Origin of the sequence: Enterobacter sp. RHBSTW-00901, assembly GCF_014103115.1 — a bacterium.
GTDB classification, from domain to species: domain Bacteria; phylum Pseudomonadota; class Gammaproteobacteria; order Enterobacterales; family Enterobacteriaceae; genus Enterobacter; species Enterobacter cloacae_P.
The window spans coordinates 4,106,938-4,122,142 of record NZ_JABXPB010000001.1; the positions used below are offsets into that span (position 1 = coordinate 4,106,938).

Annotated in this window: 15 protein-coding genes and 1 pseudogene; 6 read left to right on the forward strand and 10 right to left on the reverse strand. The window is 49.0% G+C overall.

Annotated elements, in window-relative coordinates; genetic code table 11:
• Positions 1–86: 86 nt before the first annotated feature.
• The 5 genes from dcuC to HV318_RS19780 form a co-directional block, all read right to left on the reverse strand.
• A complete protein-coding gene (dcuC, locus tag HV318_RS19760; protein ID WP_275943686.1) occupies positions 87–1,064 on the reverse strand; it encodes an anaerobic C4-dicarboxylate transporter DcuC in 978 nt (325 codons plus the stop codon).
• Positions 1,065–1,069: 5 nt separating this feature from the next.
• Entirely contained in the window at positions 1,070–1,774 is a 705-nt protein-coding gene (locus HV318_RS19765) for an IS6-like element IS26 family transposase (RefSeq protein WP_001067855.1), read from the reverse strand.
• Positions 1,775–1,939: 165 nt separating this feature from the next.
• Positions 1,940–2,416 (reverse strand): WbuC family cupin fold metalloprotein, encoded by a 477-nt coding sequence (locus HV318_RS19770; protein WP_001572372.1) that lies wholly within the window; start codon positions 2,414–2,416, stop codon positions 1,940–1,942.
• 76 nt (positions 2,417–2,492) lie between these two features.
• Positions 2,493–4,112 carry a phosphoethanolamine--lipid A transferase MCR-9.1 gene (locus HV318_RS19775; RefSeq protein ID WP_001572373.1) on the reverse strand — a complete coding sequence of 540 codons (1,620 nt, stop codon included), beginning with the start codon at positions 4,110–4,112 and terminating at the stop codon, positions 2,493–2,495.
• Positions 4,113–4,300: 188 nt separating this feature from the next.
• Positions 4,301–5,269 (reverse strand): IS5-like element IS903B family transposase, encoded by a 969-nt coding sequence (locus HV318_RS19780; protein ID WP_072196614.1) that lies wholly within the window; start codon positions 5,267–5,269, stop codon positions 4,301–4,303.
• Positions 5,270–5,307: 38 nt separating this feature from the next.
• On the opposite strand from HV318_RS19780, the gene pcoS reads away from it, so the two are divergent.
• Both pcoS and HV318_RS19790 read left to right on the forward strand, forming a co-directional pair.
• Positions 5,308–6,654 (forward strand): copper resistance membrane spanning protein PcoS, encoded by a 1,347-nt coding sequence (gene pcoS / locus HV318_RS19785; RefSeq protein ID WP_001572376.1) that lies wholly within the window; start codon positions 5,308–5,310, stop codon positions 6,652–6,654.
• Between the two features lie 217 nt (positions 6,655–6,871).
• Positions 6,872–7,306 (forward strand): PcoE/SilE family metal-binding protein, encoded by a 435-nt coding sequence (locus HV318_RS19790; RefSeq protein ID WP_000723070.1) that lies wholly within the window; start codon positions 6,872–6,874, stop codon positions 7,304–7,306.
• 257 nt (positions 7,307–7,563) lie between these two features.
• On the opposite strand, the gene HV318_RS19795 is transcribed toward HV318_RS19790, so the two are convergent.
• Positions 7,564–8,679 (reverse strand): nickel/cobalt efflux protein RcnA, encoded by a 1,116-nt coding sequence (locus tag HV318_RS19795; protein WP_001572377.1) that lies wholly within the window; start codon positions 8,677–8,679, stop codon positions 7,564–7,566.
• 122 nt (positions 8,680–8,801) lie between these two features.
• Here HV318_RS19795 and rcnR point away from each other — a divergent pair, with 122 nt between their 5' ends.
• Positions 8,802–9,074: a Ni(II)/Co(II)-binding transcriptional repressor RcnR gene (gene rcnR, locus HV318_RS19800; protein ID WP_000019951.1), complete on the forward strand. Its 273-nt coding sequence runs from the start codon at positions 8,802–8,804 to the stop codon at positions 9,072–9,074.
• Between the two features lie 93 nt (positions 9,075–9,167).
• On the opposite strand, the gene HV318_RS19805 is transcribed toward rcnR, so the two are convergent.
• On the reverse strand, positions 9,168–9,335 hold the full coding sequence (locus tag HV318_RS19805) for a hypothetical protein (RefSeq protein ID WP_001572379.1): 168 nt from the start codon (positions 9,333–9,335) through the stop codon (positions 9,168–9,170).
• A gap of 208 nt (positions 9,336–9,543) precedes the next feature.
• Here HV318_RS19805 and HV318_RS19810 point away from each other — a divergent pair, with 208 nt between their 5' ends.
• Both HV318_RS19810 and HV318_RS19815 read left to right on the forward strand, forming a co-directional pair.
• On the forward strand, positions 9,544–10,356 hold the full coding sequence (locus HV318_RS19810; RefSeq protein WP_015062955.1) for a DUF4942 domain-containing protein: 813 nt from the start codon (positions 9,544–9,546) through the stop codon (positions 10,354–10,356).
• Between the two features lie 2 nt (positions 10,357–10,358).
• Positions 10,359–11,579 (forward strand): coiled-coil domain-containing protein, encoded by a 1,221-nt coding sequence (locus HV318_RS19815; protein ID WP_032610436.1) that lies wholly within the window; start codon positions 10,359–10,361, stop codon positions 11,577–11,579.
• A gap of 54 nt (positions 11,580–11,633) precedes the next feature.
• Here the strand turns inward: HV318_RS19815 and HV318_RS19820 are convergent, their stop codons facing one another.
• The 3 genes from HV318_RS19820 to HV318_RS19830 all read right to left on the reverse strand — a co-directional run bounded on the left by HV318_RS19820 (position 11,634) and on the right by HV318_RS19830 (position 13,951).
• Positions 11,634–11,837 (reverse strand): hypothetical protein, encoded by a 204-nt coding sequence (locus HV318_RS19820; RefSeq protein ID WP_182274093.1) that lies wholly within the window; start codon positions 11,835–11,837, stop codon positions 11,634–11,636.
• 13 nt (positions 11,838–11,850) lie between these two features.
• A complete protein-coding gene (locus HV318_RS19825) occupies positions 11,851–13,170 on the reverse strand; it encodes a DUF1173 family protein (protein ID WP_119564031.1) in 1,320 nt (439 codons plus the stop codon).
• 76 nt (positions 13,171–13,246) lie between these two features.
• The gene (locus tag HV318_RS19830) at positions 13,247–13,951 is read right to left on the reverse strand and encodes an IS6-like element IS26 family transposase (RefSeq protein WP_001067848.1); all 705 of its coding nucleotides are present in this window, start codon (positions 13,949–13,951) and stop codon (positions 13,247–13,249) included.
• 52 nt (positions 13,952–14,003) lie between these two features.
• Here HV318_RS19830 and HV318_RS19835 point away from each other — a divergent pair.
• Positions 14,004–14,906: pseudogene (locus HV318_RS19835) on the forward strand (IS5-like element IS5 family transposase); the annotation flags it as partial.
• Between the last annotated feature and the right edge of the window lie 299 nt (positions 14,907–15,205).

A 15,205-nucleotide genomic window follows, 5' to 3' on the forward strand; every position in this document is an offset into this window, starting at 1 on the left:
ATTTCCTGAACGATTGAATACGATTGATTTCTGGAAATTATTAAAGCACAAAAAGCGCCCGCAGGCGCTTTTTGGTTACAACGGATTTAACTTACGGCTGTTCCTGGTACCAGGACTTCCGTTGCGATGATCACAATGATCAGGCCAACGAGTACGGGGACCGAGGTGCGTTTTACAACTTCAAACGGCGATATTTTTGCCATCCCGGCGACGGCAACGACCACGCCCGATACCGGAGAAATGGTACGACCCAGGTTTGATGCCTGCAGCATCGGAATGGAGAGGTAAGCCGGGTTAATTCCGGAGGAGTGGGCCAGTTTCGGGATCATCTCAACGAACGCGTAGAACGGTGCGTTACCGGAACCGGTGGTCATTGCTGCCAGCATGGTCAGCACCACCAGCACCAGCATCAGAATAATACTAGCAGAACCGAACGACGTGGCGATGGAAATCAGGCTCTGGATAAAGCCGATGGTGCTCAGCCCCTGGGCGAAGACGCCCGCCGCAACTAACAGCATCACGACGCCCGCGAAGGCGTCCGCCATGCCGCGGTAAGCGACTTCCAGGCCAGAAAATACCTTCTTCGTGTCGAAGCCACGCACAAACTCCAGCACGGCAGCCAGCAGCATGCAGATGACCAGAATGGTGATGATATGCAGCTGCGGACCCCATTTACCGTCAAACACCAGCACGCCGATAATCGGGGTAAATGGCAGAATGGAATAGAATGCCGGAGCAGTGGTGGTGATTTCACTCACATCCATCATCTCATGGCTGATGTTCTCTTTTTTATCGAGATAGCGCTGCCAGAAGAAGTGCGCAATTGCCATACCGATAATTGCGACAATGGAGATAGGCAGGGTGGTTTTAAAGGCGAAATCGATCAGCGACATTTCCGCTGCTTTTGCGGCCAGTACCACGTCGCCTGACGTTGGAGAAAGAATAATGGCTGCCGGAGAGGCACAGATTGCCGCCGCTGCGCCACGGCTGATGCCGACGTTGACCATTACCGGGAACGGCACTGTTGCAAAGTTAGCGATGAGGCAGCCTTTTGTCTTATTCAAAGGCCTTACATTTCAAAAACTCTGCTTACCAGGCGCATTTCGCCCAGGGGATCACCATAATAAAATGCTGAGGCCTGGCCTTTGCGTAGTGCACGCATCACCTCAATACCTTTGATGGTGGCGTAAGCCGTCTTCATGGATTTAAATCCCAGCGTGGCGCCGATTATCCGTTTCAGTTTGCCATGATCGCATTCAATCACGTTGTTCCGGTACTTAATCTGTCGGTGTTCAACGTCAGACGGGCACCGGCCTTCGCGTTTGAGCAGAGCAAGCGCGCGACCATAGGCGGGCGCTTTATCCGTGTTGATGAATCGCGGGATCTGCCACTTCTTCACGTTGTTGAGGATTTTACCCAGAAACCGGTATGCAGCTTTGCTGTTACGACGGGAGGAGAGATAAAAATCGACAGTGCGGCCCCGGCTGTCGACGGCCCGGTACAGATACGCCCAGCGGCCATTGACCTTCACGTAGGTTTCATCCATGTGCCACGGGCAAAGATCGGAAGGGTTACGCCAGTACCAGCGCAGCCGTTTTTCCATTTCAGGCGCATAACGCTGAACCCAGCGGTAAATCGTGGAGTGATCGACATTCACTCCGCGTTCAGCCAGCATCTCCTGCAGCTCACGGTAACTGATGCCGTATTTGCAGTACCAGCGTACGGCCCACAGAATGATGTCACGCTGAAAATGCCGGCCTTTGAATGGGTTCATGTGCAGCTCCATCAGCAAAAGGGGATGATAAGTTTATCACCACCGACTATTTGCAACAGTGCCTCTACTCTTGCCACAGGTTTACGAGTAGGTGATTTGGGAGGAAGCGTCTTAGCCTTTGAAGTTGGCGCGAAGGAGAGAATGGCACTCCGTGCAACGCATTAATTACCGCGGATATCCGCCATCACCTACTTGCGCCTGTGTGTACCATTTCATCAGCTCTGCAGTTCCCGGCTCGTTTTCGGCGGGGGCCCATGGGGCGGCATCTTGATCAGCAACAGGCTGGTACCTACCGTGTTTTACCTCAAAAATAACGCCGCCTTCATCCAGTGACAATACGGTATGCCAGGTGCCTGCATCCATCTCCAGCACTTTACAGTCCTCACCTAACACGACGCGCTGGGTCAGGTTACCCAGGTCATCAAAGTTCAATACCAAAAAGCGACCGGTAAGGGATGTCAGCAGTTCAAAAGTATGCGGGTGGCGATGAGGGCGAACATAAGTTCCCGGTTCCATAGCAATAGCCAGACGCTGCACCGGGTCGCTCAATTCAGGGTGGAAATTATGATGGGCACGTAAGCGGGGGGAATTTGCGGCTTGTGCGCTTTGCTTGCGTAGGTCGTTGAAAGTAAGTTGTTTCATATTATAAGCCTTATTGCATTCTTGCAGCTTACGGCAACCAGGTTGCCGTAAGGCTTTTTGTTATACTAACAATCGATTAGCCACGGCATTCGCGGAACAAATCGCGGTCAGGATTATAGACGCTGGTGCTTACGTCCCACAGCCCCAAAATCGATGAGAACAGGTTGTCGTGGGAATATGATTTTTTCGCCGCATTATTTTCAAGGCAAGACATGTTGATGTGTTTCCCGGCGATAAAGCCCGGTGACATCCAGACCTGCATCGGAATATGCGTCTGCTGATCCGGTGCCAGTTTGTACGGCGTGCCGTGCAGATATAGCCCGCTTTCGCCCAATGATTCACCATGATCGGACACATAAAGCAGCACGGTGTTGTACTGATCGCTGTAATTTTTTAGCTTTTCAATCATCTCAGCTAATACATAGTCTGTATAACGAAGGGTGTTGTCGTAGGTGTTGACCAATTGTTCCTGAGTACAGTTTTCGATATCGCTACGTGCACATTCGGGCATGAAGTGGCGATGCTCAGCCGGATAACGCAGGTAATAAGTCGGTCCATGGCTGCCAATGATATGGAAGGCGACAAGCTTATCACCTGGCATTTTGGCGATTTCATCATCAAGGTTTTCCAGCATCACCTCGTCATGGCACGTTTTGCCATCGCACAGTTTCGGGTTATCACTAGGCTTAATTTCGACAGTCGGGATGCGGCTACATACGCCTTTACAACCGCCATCGTTCTCTTTCCATAACAGCGAGACACCGGTTTTCTGCACGATGTCGAGGAAATTTTCACTGTTAGATGCTTTTTTACTGTCGTACTCGGTGCGATTCATATTCGAGAACATGCACGGAACGGATATTGCGGTAGCGGTACCGCAGGAATGCATATTTTTAAACGAAATAACGCCGCCGGATTTGCTGGTAAAGGCATTGGTATCACGCGAATAACCGTTCATCGAGAAATTCTGGCTGCGTGCCGTTTCGCCAATCACCAGGAACATCAGCGTGGGTTTTTCGTGAGCGACGACGCGTTTAGCATCATTCCCCAGCGTCTGGAAAGGCACTTTAGTCGTAAAGTACGTATCCTTAACATACTGGAAAGTGCTGTAAGCGTAGTTCGCCGGGATGATCTCTTTATTCAATGTCGAGTTATTGCGGCCGACAGAGGCATAATCCTGATAATAAAGTGCGGCAACACCTGCAATCAAACTCAACGATGCCAGCACGGAGAGCAAACGGTAAGCAATGCCTTTATACCATTTTTCAGGATATTGAATTTTTATTGAAAAAAGGAGGATGGCAGGAAGGATACCGGTAAAGACGAACCATATAATAATTGAGCCATTAAGATAGGAATGCGCTTCCTGGGGGTTAGTTTCAATAATGTTTTGAATCATCGTTTGATCAAACATTACTTTATATTTTAGTGTCGAATAACTGACCAGTGAGCCAGTGATAAACAGTAAAGCAAAGAAAGGTTTCAGCAGAAAACGAACTGAGAAAGGCATAAAAACAACGTTAAGCGCCGCAACCAGAACAAAGGGAATAGAAATGACAAAACCAATTTTGACATGCTCTAAATGCGACAAAATCTCGTAAAAATGCAGCAATATTGGCCAGTTAAGTAAAAACGCAAAGATCATTGCCAGAAGTAAAACCAGCGGAATAACTTTCACCCTGAAAAGTACAGGCATTAACACCTCCGGAAAATAGTAAACCAGTAAAAACATTGATGATAATTACAACAATTCAATCTAATATTATGATTGCCTTATTCGCTGCAAAGCAGAGATTATCATTCTGAAATCTTAGGTTAACCTTAACGAGGCTTTGTTGAATAAATCAGATTTCGGGTAAGTCTCCCCCGTAGCGGGTTGTGTTTTCAGGCAATACGCACGCTTTCAGGCATACCTGCTTTCGTCATTTTGTTCAGCGCTCGTACCAGGGCCATAGCCTCCGCAACCTGACCATCGTAGTCACGCAGCGTCAGTGAACCCCCGAACAGCTGTTTTACCCGGTACATCGCCGTTTCCGCTATCGAGCGACGGTTGTAATCTGTTGTCCATTTCCACCGCGCATTACTCCCGGTCATTCGCTGATTAGCCACTGCACGGTTACGGTCTGCATATTCACCGGGCCAGTAACCCGCACCTTTTCGGGGAGGGATAAGCGCGCTGATTTTCTTATGCCGCAGTTCATCGTGACATAGCCGGGTATCGTAAGCGCCATCGGCGGCGGCTGACCTGATTTTCCGGTGGGTTTGCCGGATTAACCCGGGGAAGGCCTCTGAGTCCGTAACGTTGTTCAGCGACAGGTCAGCGCAGATGATTTCATGTGTTTTACTGTCAACGGCGAGATGCAGCTTACGCCAGATACGGCGGCGTTCCTGGCCATGCTTTTTGACTTTCCACTCGCCTTCACCGAAGACCTTCAGCCCGGTGGAATCAATTACCAGGTGTGCGATTTCACCCCGGGTGGGCGTTTTGAAACTGACATTAACCGACTTTGCCCGCCTGCTGACACAGCTGTAATCCGGGCAGCGTAGCGGAACGTTCATCAGAGAAAAAATGGAATCAATAAAGCCCTGCGCAGCGCGCAGGGTCAGCCTGAATACGCGTTTAATGACCAGCACAGTCGTGATGGCAAGGTCAGAATAGCGCTGAGGTCTGCCTCGTGAAGAAGGCGCTGCCGACTCATACCAGGCCTGAATAGCTTCATCATCCAGCCAGAAAGTTATGGAGCCACGGTTGATGAGGGCTTTATTGTAGGTGGGCCAGTTGGTGATTTTGAACTTTTGCTTTGCCACGGAACGGTCTGCGTTGTCGGGAAGATGCGTGATCTGATCCTTCAACTCAGCAAAAGTTCGATTTATTCAACAAAGCCGCGGTGATGCTTACGGTATGGTGGTTATCAAGTTTTATCCTGATTAGCACCCTTAATGGCTATTTCGATAATCAGGACCGCGATTTTCTGACAGGTAAACTTCAGCTCACCGAAGAGTTTCTTAAAACAGAGACGTTCCGGAACAAAACGGATATTAAGTCATTATCAGAAAAAATAAACGATGCGATGGTAGGGCACAATGGTTTATTCATTTCTATAAAAAACATGGAAAATGAAAAAATTGTTGAACTCTATGCCAAAAATTCTGTTGTTCCAGCGGTCCTGCTTAATAAGTCGGGTGATATTCTCGACTATATGATCCAGACGGAAGAAAATAACACCGTGTACCGCAGTATCTCGCGGCGGGTTGCCGTGACGCCGGAACAGGGTAAAAGCAAACATGTCATCATTACGGTTGCCACGGATACTGGGTATCACACCCTGTTTATGGATAAGCTCAGTACCTGGCTGTTCTGGTTCAATATCGGTCTGGTCTTTATTTCTGTTTTTCTGGGCTGGCTGACCACACGTATTGGTCTGAAACCGCTACGGGAAATGACCAGTCTGGCTTCCTCCATGACCGTACACAGCCTGGATCAGCGTCTTAATCCCGATTTGGCTCCGCCGGAAATTTCTGAGACCATGCAGGAGTTCAATAACATGTTCGATCGCCTGGAGGGGTCATTCCGGAAACTGTCAGATTTCTCGTCTGACATCGCGCATGAGCTGCGCACACCGGTCAGTAATCTGATGATGCAGACGCAGTTTGCACTGGCTAAGGAAAGGGATGTTTCGCATTACCGCGAAATCTTATTCGCTTACCTGGAAGAACTGAAAAGGTTGTCACGAATGACCAGTGATATGCTTTTTCTGGCACGTTCAGAGCATGGTCTGCTGCAGCTGGATAAACATGATGTGGATCTGGCCGCCGAACTGAATGAATTACGTGAGCTGTTCGAGCCTCTGGCAGACGAAACAGGAAAGACAATCACCGTTGAAGGAGAGGGCGTTGTTGCCGGAGACAGCGATATGCTGCGACGTGCTTTCAGTAACCTGCTTTCCAATGCAATCAAGTATTCTCCCGATAACACCTGTACAGCGATACACCTTGAGCGTGACAGTGACTGTGTGAACGTGATGATTACGAATACGATGTCCGGCCAGGTTCCCGCTAATCTGGAACGTTTGTTTGATCGGTTCTATCGAGCTGATTCATCAAGGGTCCACAACACGGAAGGCGCGGGGCTGGGATTATCAATTACAAGGTCGATCATTCATGCTCATGGCGGCGAGCTGTCAGCAGAACAGCAGGGGCGGGAAATTGTGTTCAGTGTGCGCCTGTTAATGGATTAATCCCGTTCTTCAGGAGAAACCTGGAAGGTGACAAAATTGTCATCATTCAGTCACGCGATAAACAGAGGCGGTTTTTTATAATCATACATAAATCAGGAGCAGAGTGATAACGCAATCGCCTGGTTCCTGGAGTGATGAATAACCCGCCCTGAGATCAAATGCTTTCTCTGTTATAAGCCGTTGATTGTTTGGGTATGAAAACACCGGAGACCCAACCATGAAAAAGATCCTTGTATCATTTGTTGCCATTATGGCTGTCGCTTCATCCGCCATGGCTGCAGAGACAATGAACATGCATGACCAGGTAAATAATGCCCAGGCACCCGCCCATCAGATGCAGTCAACCTCTGAAAAAAGCGCTGTTCAGGGAGACAGTATGACAATGATGGATATGAGCGGACACGATCAGGCTGCAATGTCCCATGAAATGATGCAAAACGGCAACGCTTCTGCCCACCAGGACATGGCGGAGATGCATAAAAAAATGATGAAAGGCAAACCAGGGGCCACCAACGAATCAGCAACGTCATTTTCAGAAATGAACGAGCATGAAAAAGCCGCTGTTGTGCACGAGAAGGCGAATAATGGTCAGTCTTCCGTTATTCATCAGCAGCAGGCTGAAAAGCATCGCAGCCAGATCACCCAGAATTAACCCGCAGCTCCACTTGTTAGACCCTCATTTGACGCCGAAGTCACTGGCTTACGCTCCCGTCCGGGAGCGTTTTTTTTATTCTTTCATTTATCATTGAGTCTTATGGGAATGGATTTAATCAGTTACTTAATCCCTGCCTCAGCAACAAGTCCCGGAAAGAGCAGCTTTATATTCCGGGTTTTTCTGCTCATAACCTCAACGGTGGCGCTTAGGATGTACTTTGTAAGTACCCAGAGTGTGTGTCATCAGTACCGGTGTTAATGCACCAGCCCATTCCAGCCATGTATACCCATGTAAATCCCAACAGCAGCAATCAGGGCGCTTGAAATATAGGGGGCTCTTCTGGCGATGGTATTGAAGCCACTCCAGCGTTTGGCGACCTGACGAACGCTGATCGCCGCACCCACTCCAACCGTTACGAGGGTCAATGCCAGGCCGATACTGAAACAAACAACCAGTGTGGCACCCAGCGTAAGCGCTTTAAGCTGAAGGCAGATCAACAATACAGTTATAGCTGCCGGGCAAGGGATAAGCCCTCCTGTCAGTCCAAATATCAGGATTTGCCCGTTGGTTACTTCTTTCCCGTCGAAGCGGCGTTTTATGTCATTGGCATGAGCCAGTTCGTGAGCGTCCTGATACTCTTTCGAATTCACATCCAGCCCATCAAGCTCAGAGTGGTCATGGTCATGGTCGTGTTCAGCGAACGCCACATCATAGTCATGGACATGACCACGATGTCCCAGAGACAGACGTACGTTGAAACTGTGAGGCTCAGGGATGGGAGATGTTGACTCCAGATAATCACCATGATCAACAAATTCAAAAGTCTGAGAGATCGTACTGTTTTCCCGAAGTGTGGTTAATGAGATATCTTCAGAAGCCCATCTTTGGCCACTAAGAGTGCGTAGCCGCCAGTGGGGAAGTTGTCCTTCTTCAAAAATGGACAGTTCAACTTTTCCATGGCCAGTATCGATCAACCTTGTTTCGTCATGGTGATGATGTTCATTCTCCTGCATTCCCTCCAGCCAGTTTTTCTCACCGCTCCAGGTTCGCCAGAACATCCAAAAAGCCGTACCAAGGATGATCACTGAAGAGACCATCTGTAGCCAGGGTTCGGCTGATTCTGCGGTAAATTTATTACTGATATACATCCCTCCAAAAGCAATCAGCCATACGACTGCAGTGTGCGACAATGTTGCCGCGACACCCAGCATCACGGCCTGACGTACGGTGCCTTTTATAGCAATGATGAATGCTGCCATCATTGTTTTGGAGTGCCCGGGCTCCAGTCCATGAAGCGCGCCAAGCAGAATGGCGCTGGGGATGAAAAACCATGCGTTGCCTTGCTGAAGAAGTGTCGTAAATTCGTTCATGAGAATCATTCTTGGTTATTAAGTGTAGGCCGGATTCTACTCCCCCCCAGTAAAATATACTACCCCCCAGTAGAATAACGCTGGTATAGTTACATAAAATATCCAGGAGAGTGAGAGCCCACATGTCACATACCATCCGCGATAAACAAAAACTGAAAGCACGTACAAGCAAGATCCAGGGGCAGGTTGCTGCGCTGAAAAAAATGCTTGATGAACCTCACGAATGTGCCGCTGTACTGCAACAAATAGCCGCCATACGTGGTGCCGTGAATGGTTTATTGCGTGAAGTGATTAAAGGACATTTGACTGAACATATTGTTCATGAAAGTGAAGAACAGAAACGAGAAGAAGACCTGGACGTTGTGCTGAAGGTTCTGGATTCTTACATCAAGTGACAGTTTGGCTAAAAGCCCTGAGCATTAATTTATCTAAATAACACGTTATCAAGTGACGGTTTTGGGCTGTTTGTAGCGGCATAGTGAGTTTGTTTAATCAATGAGCTTTAAGATGCCCCCCTTCATGCAAGGCAACGCGTACATTTCTGGTACATCTACTTCCCTTACTTTGCTCAGGGCAACCCACATTGTTAAAGCCTCTACTCGCTGACCATCAAAATCACCCAACGTCAGATAATGGAAAAAAATTTTGGATGACATTTTGAAACGTGTCCTCTGCTGTGAACGTCGAGAGATGCTACGCGAGAAAGGAGATGACCTACTTAGTATCCTGTTAAGTAGGTCTATCTGAAGAAGTAGACAACTTTAAAGTCTTTTTCATGTTAAAGGAGACAACTTTAATGTCTGTGTACAGGTGGATAGGCCAGTGAAAATCTCTCAGCCAAAACAGTGGGAAAAGGATCGTGAAATGAGCATGAATTCGCAGCCGGAACTGAAGTTGAGTACCCGTACCGAACAACTCGCCAGTAGTCGTGATGCCGCTATGCAAAAATTTCTGGACGGCATGACGCTGATTGCCGAAGCCTCAGCAATTTGCGGGTTTTCACTGTTTAACAGCAAAATTATGGCCCCTAATGCTTTTGGCCTTCCTGCGTCCCTGGCCGCAAGCATCGAGGAAGGGCGACAGCAAATAGACCGTAAGACATGGAACAATCTTTTTGAAGAAACGGGTATTGACCGATTCTGGAATCACAACCAGCGGGCAGAGTTCCGTGAGTCTCTCCGGAACGCTCCGCCAATTGCGTCGTTAACCGTAATCCGCAGTACATTGCGCCAGGCAGTTGCCATGCGCAGCATTACACTTGCTGAAGGGTTTGTTGATCTGCTATGCCAGCTTGATCGCCGGTATAAAACTAATGCCCAGCAATTTGTGATGCCAAAAAAACTGGTACTACGCGGCATTTTTCCCGACTCGAACATGATGAGATATAATGGCTTTTCTCAGGATAATCTCTTCTATTTAAACGACTTTGAGAATATCGTTTGCATCTGCTCCAATGCAGCAACACCGCCTGTCGGCAGTGGAATGAACATGTACGATCGGCTTGCTGTCTTACGGAAAACCGATTTTACGGGTGACATTACCGACCCGAAGGGCTGGAAGTGCCGATTGTTCGAAAATGGTAACGTCCATATCTCAGTTGAGTGTGAAAGCCTGCATAACGCACTGAATGACCTGATTAGCATTTATTTTGCCAACCAGATCCCGGCCAAAGGATAAGAATGATGACTGACAATGTAAATTTGATGAACGGGGATGAACAGACAGCGTCCAGTTTAAGTGAAGATACTCCAAAAACGCCCCCTCTAAGCCCCGAGTTACTGAAGAATTCCCCTTACTCGTCAATAGCTAAGGTTAAATATTTCACCGAGATTGAACAAATCTGCCTCGATAAGAGCATCAGCACCGAAAACCTCGACCAGTTTTTCAAAGCCCACTGGCTGCGGGATAAAATGGGGGGGTCTTTTGCCCGGGCTCAGGAGATGCTGGCGGCCTACAAGCAATACGTGGACGAGGTGCCCGAAGAAGCACGCGCGATTGAAATCCCTGACCAGATTAAAGATGCATTCAGTGATTTTACTGCGTTTATCACCTGGTACTTCCGCTTAAGCTATACGGCTATCCAGAGTGATAGCGTGAAAATTGCGAAGGCAGAAATTACTCAGTTACGGCACCGGAATGCTGAAATTCTGGAAGAACTGTCACAGTCGAAAGAACAGGCTACAGTCCTGAATAACGAAAAAGTTAACCTGATTAACCTGCTGGAGCAGCAGCGTGAACTCTCCAGTAAATTAGAAGATTCACTTCAGGAAGCAGAAGAAACTCTGGCAGGAACTCAAAGTGAATTACAGCATGCCCAAAACGAGATCCAGCTTTTACAGCAGACAGTAGGGACACTGAACCAGCAACTGAGTGAGCGCAAACAGGAACTGGCCTCGCAGCAGGAGTATCAGAAGCAGCTTAATGATGAAAATAAAGCGCAGCAGGTAGAGCTGACCGCCCTCAACAGCCAGAATGAAAACTTACAACGGACCGTGTCTGATTTAAAGTCCAGTGTCAGTCAGCTTGAACAGGACCTTTCTTCATCACAATCCCATGCCTCTGAATTGAGCTCATCTTTAGCCGAAAAGGACACGGCCCTGACGCTCGTCCGGTCGGAGCTCTCAACAGCTAAAGGGACGAATGAACAACTACGAGCTGAAGCACAACGCTTAGCTGATGAGAACCTGGTGTCCAAAAAGGTCCAAACAGATCTGACAGAAGAGCTTCAGCAGCTCAGGAATCAGATGATGTCCATGGAAGCGACACTCAATGCGGAAAAGACCATTGCAGAGTCTTTACGAGGAACAATCAAGCAGCTTACCGAAGCTATGACCGGCGTAGTTGCTATCAAACCTAAATCCCCAGGGGCATCAAAACCGCGAAACAAAAAGACGACATAACTGCTCCCGCCAGGAATTTGCTATAAACTTAAATTCCTGGCGCCCGTAGGCTCTTTATCCCGTCCGGAGGAGTTTACGTACTTCCGATAGCATTTGGCTGATTTTCCCCGAGTCACTGATCTCAAGAGCATCAACCAGGCTAGTGATCCCGCCAACAGCTTGCTGCTGCGAAATAGCTCCCAGCTTATAGTCATCGAGTACTGCCGCCAAAAACGCTTTCAGTTTAACCTGTTCACTCATCGAAAGTATGTACGCCATTTTTAACCCCATTTTAAGGTTGTGATTCGGGTGAATTGTATTTTTTAGCTTCAGGGAAATGAGGGAGATCCTGGGATTCCGTCTTCTCCGTAGCATCCCAGTGCCACCATCCATAGGCCCCATATTCCTGGTTGTAATACGCCTTCTTAAGTTCCTTTCGCGCAAGATAGGCTGGTGTCGACATTCCGAAAACCTCCATCGGGAACGGCTTATCACTCCGGGTATCAAGTAAATAAAAATCGGGGAATACATCGCTCGCACTTGCGTCATACCGCATAGGCTTAACATAGTGCCGGTGTTCGGCATCCAGTTTACGGGATACAATCGCTTCGTATGAGGAGTCCAGAGGTATCCAGTTATCACTCACCAGCATAAGCACTATCTGATGAGCTCGTGCAGAGAGACCTCTAGTGGTCACAGATACGGGAGAGGTAAGTGCATAAACAACAACTTTGCCACCATTTTTCCAGGCTGCATATTCCAGTGGGAATCGCCGCTTCACGCTATCCCAGTGCCCGTCTGAGTTAAAGAAGGTAAGGGGCATACCGCCGAAGTTACGCATAGGAAGAAACTTCAGTGGCTTCTCATGCTTTTCTGCGTCATAGCGCGGCAGTACTGATAGCAGCAGCAGTCGCTTGTCGCTCAGTTCTGCGGACGACAACAGCTTAACCTGCTCACTGGCCACTTTGCTTTTAGAGTCCGCCACCCCGATAAAGAGATGGTCGCCAATACACGCTCTACCTGATTTGACCTGCTTTGCGGCGTCCAACATCCGGTAGCGAACCAGCGAATCATTTCGCTTCCCGGCCATATTCGGATACCAGACATTAAGACCGGCTTCAGTCCACAACAGACTCAGAAGTCCGGACAGGGTCATTGAAGCCTGTCCACCTTCAGGTCGCTGGATTTGGGGCGGGGTAGGAACCTCTGACTTTTCCGGCGGATCTTTCTCCGTCATGCCTATTCCGAGGCGTATTGACATGGTCCCCTCATTGTTGATGCGTACAACATTGCTGGCATAACCCTTTAACCCCGTATGCCTGGCATCAAGGTCGAAAAACACGCACGATGGATCATGCTCAGTGCCGGTATTTGCAGCCTTAATCAATATGAAGGTATCACTGTTTGGTAGCGACCGGACGTACAGACGCTTTGCGCCTTTGCCCCGGCATCCGCAGGTGATCACAGATTTCTGCCCGGACGTGTGGTGTGCTTTCTTTAGGGCCGACTGCCATCCCTTTACATACTCGTTCTGCGTCTGAAATTCAGCCGAGTATCGTTTCGTGTTTGGTTCGTCATCGTAAGCAATAAATACTGCAAACTTCTGGCCCATGGGACCTCCTGAAATTTAAAAGACGGCACTGTTGCAAAGTTAGCGATGAGGCAGCCTTTTGTCTTATTCAAAGGCCTTACATTTCAAAAACTCTGCTTACCAGGCGCATTTCGCCCAGGGGATCACCATAATAAAATGCTGAGGCCTGGCCTTTGCGTAGTGCACGCATCACCTCAATACCTTTGATGGTGGCGTAAGCCGTCTTCATGGATTTAAATCCCAGCGTGGCGTCGATTATCCGTTTCAGTTTGCCATGATCGCATTCAATCACGTTGTTCCGGTACTTAATCTGTCGGTGTTCAACGTCAGACGGGCACCGGCCTTCGCGTTTGAGCAGAGCAAGCGCGCGACCATAGGCGGGCGCTTTATCCGTGTTGATGAATCGCGGGATCTGCCACTTCTTCACGTTGTTGAGGATTTTACCCAGAAACCGGTATGCAGCTTTGCTGTTACGACGGGAGGAGAGATAAAAATCGACAGTGCGGCCCCGGCTGTCGACGGCCCGGTACAGATACGCCCAGCGGCCATTGACCTTCACGTAGGTTTCATCCATGTGCCACGGGCAAAGATCGGAAGGGTTACGCCAGTACCAGCGCAGCCGTTTTTCCATTTCAGGCGCATAACGCTGAACCCAGCGGTAAATCGTGGAGTGATCGACATTCACTCCGCGTTCAGCCAGCATCTCCTGCAGCTCACGGTAACTGATGCCGTATTTGCAGTACCAGCGTACGGCCCACAGAATGATGTCACGCTGAAAATGCCGGCCTTTGAATGGGTTCATGTGCAGCTCCATCAGCAAAAGGGGATGATAAGTTTATCACCACCGACTATTTGCAACAGTGCCGATTCTGCCATGGCAAAACATGGTGGAAGTCATCGAGCCGTTTTACCCCAAGGCTGGTAATGGCCGGCGACCTTATCCGCTGGAAACCATGCTACGCATTCACTGCATGCAGCATTGGTACAACCTGAGCGATGGCGCGATGGAAGATGCTCTGTACGAAATCGCCTCCATGCGTCTGTTTGCCCGGTTATCCCTGGATAGCGCCTTGCCGGACCGCACCACCATCATGAATTTCCGCCACCTGCTGGAGCAGCATCAACTGGCCCGCCAATTGTTCAAGACCATCAATCGCTGGCTGGCCGAAGCAGGCGTCATGATGACTCAAGGCACCTTGGTCGATGCCACCATCATTGAGGCACCCAGCTCGACCAAGAACAAAGAGCAGCAACGCGATCCGGAGATGCATCAGACCAAGAAAGGCAATCAGTGGCACTTTGGCATGAAGGCCCACATTGGTGTCGATGCCAAGAGTGGCCTGACCCACAGCCTAGTCACCACCGCGGCCAACGAGCATGACCTCAATCAGCTGGGTAATCTGCTGCATGGAGAGGAGCAATTTGTCTCAGCCGATGCCGGCTACCAAGGGGCGCCACAGCGCGAGGAGCTGGCCGAGGTGGATGTGGACTGGCTGATCGCCGAGCGCCCCGGCAAGGTAAGAACCTTGAAACAGCATCCACGCAAGAACAAAACGGCCATCAACATCGAATACATGAAAGCCAGCATCCGGGCCAAGGTGGAGCACCCATTTCGCATCATCAAGCGACAGTTCGGCTTCGTGAAAGCCAGATACAAGGGGTTGCTGAAAAACGATAACCAACTGGCGATGTTATTCACGCTGGCCAACCTGTTTCGGGCGGACCAAATGATACGTCAGTGGGAGAGATCTCACTAAAAACTGGGGATAACGCCTTAAATGGCGAAGAAACGGTCTAAATAGGCTGATTCAAGGCATTTACGGGAGAAAAAATCGGCTCAAACATGAAGAAATGAAATGACTGAGTCAGCCGAGAAGAATTTCCCCGCTTATTCGCACCTTCCCTAACAGAATGGGTTTTATGAATTATAAACGAACAATAAATAACTCAGTATAGAACCTATTTACATTTCCGCATGATGTGGAGCCTCAATAAAAAAATCAGGGGCCATATGCCCCTGAGACTGATGACAAACTTATTTGCCGATATTGACCGG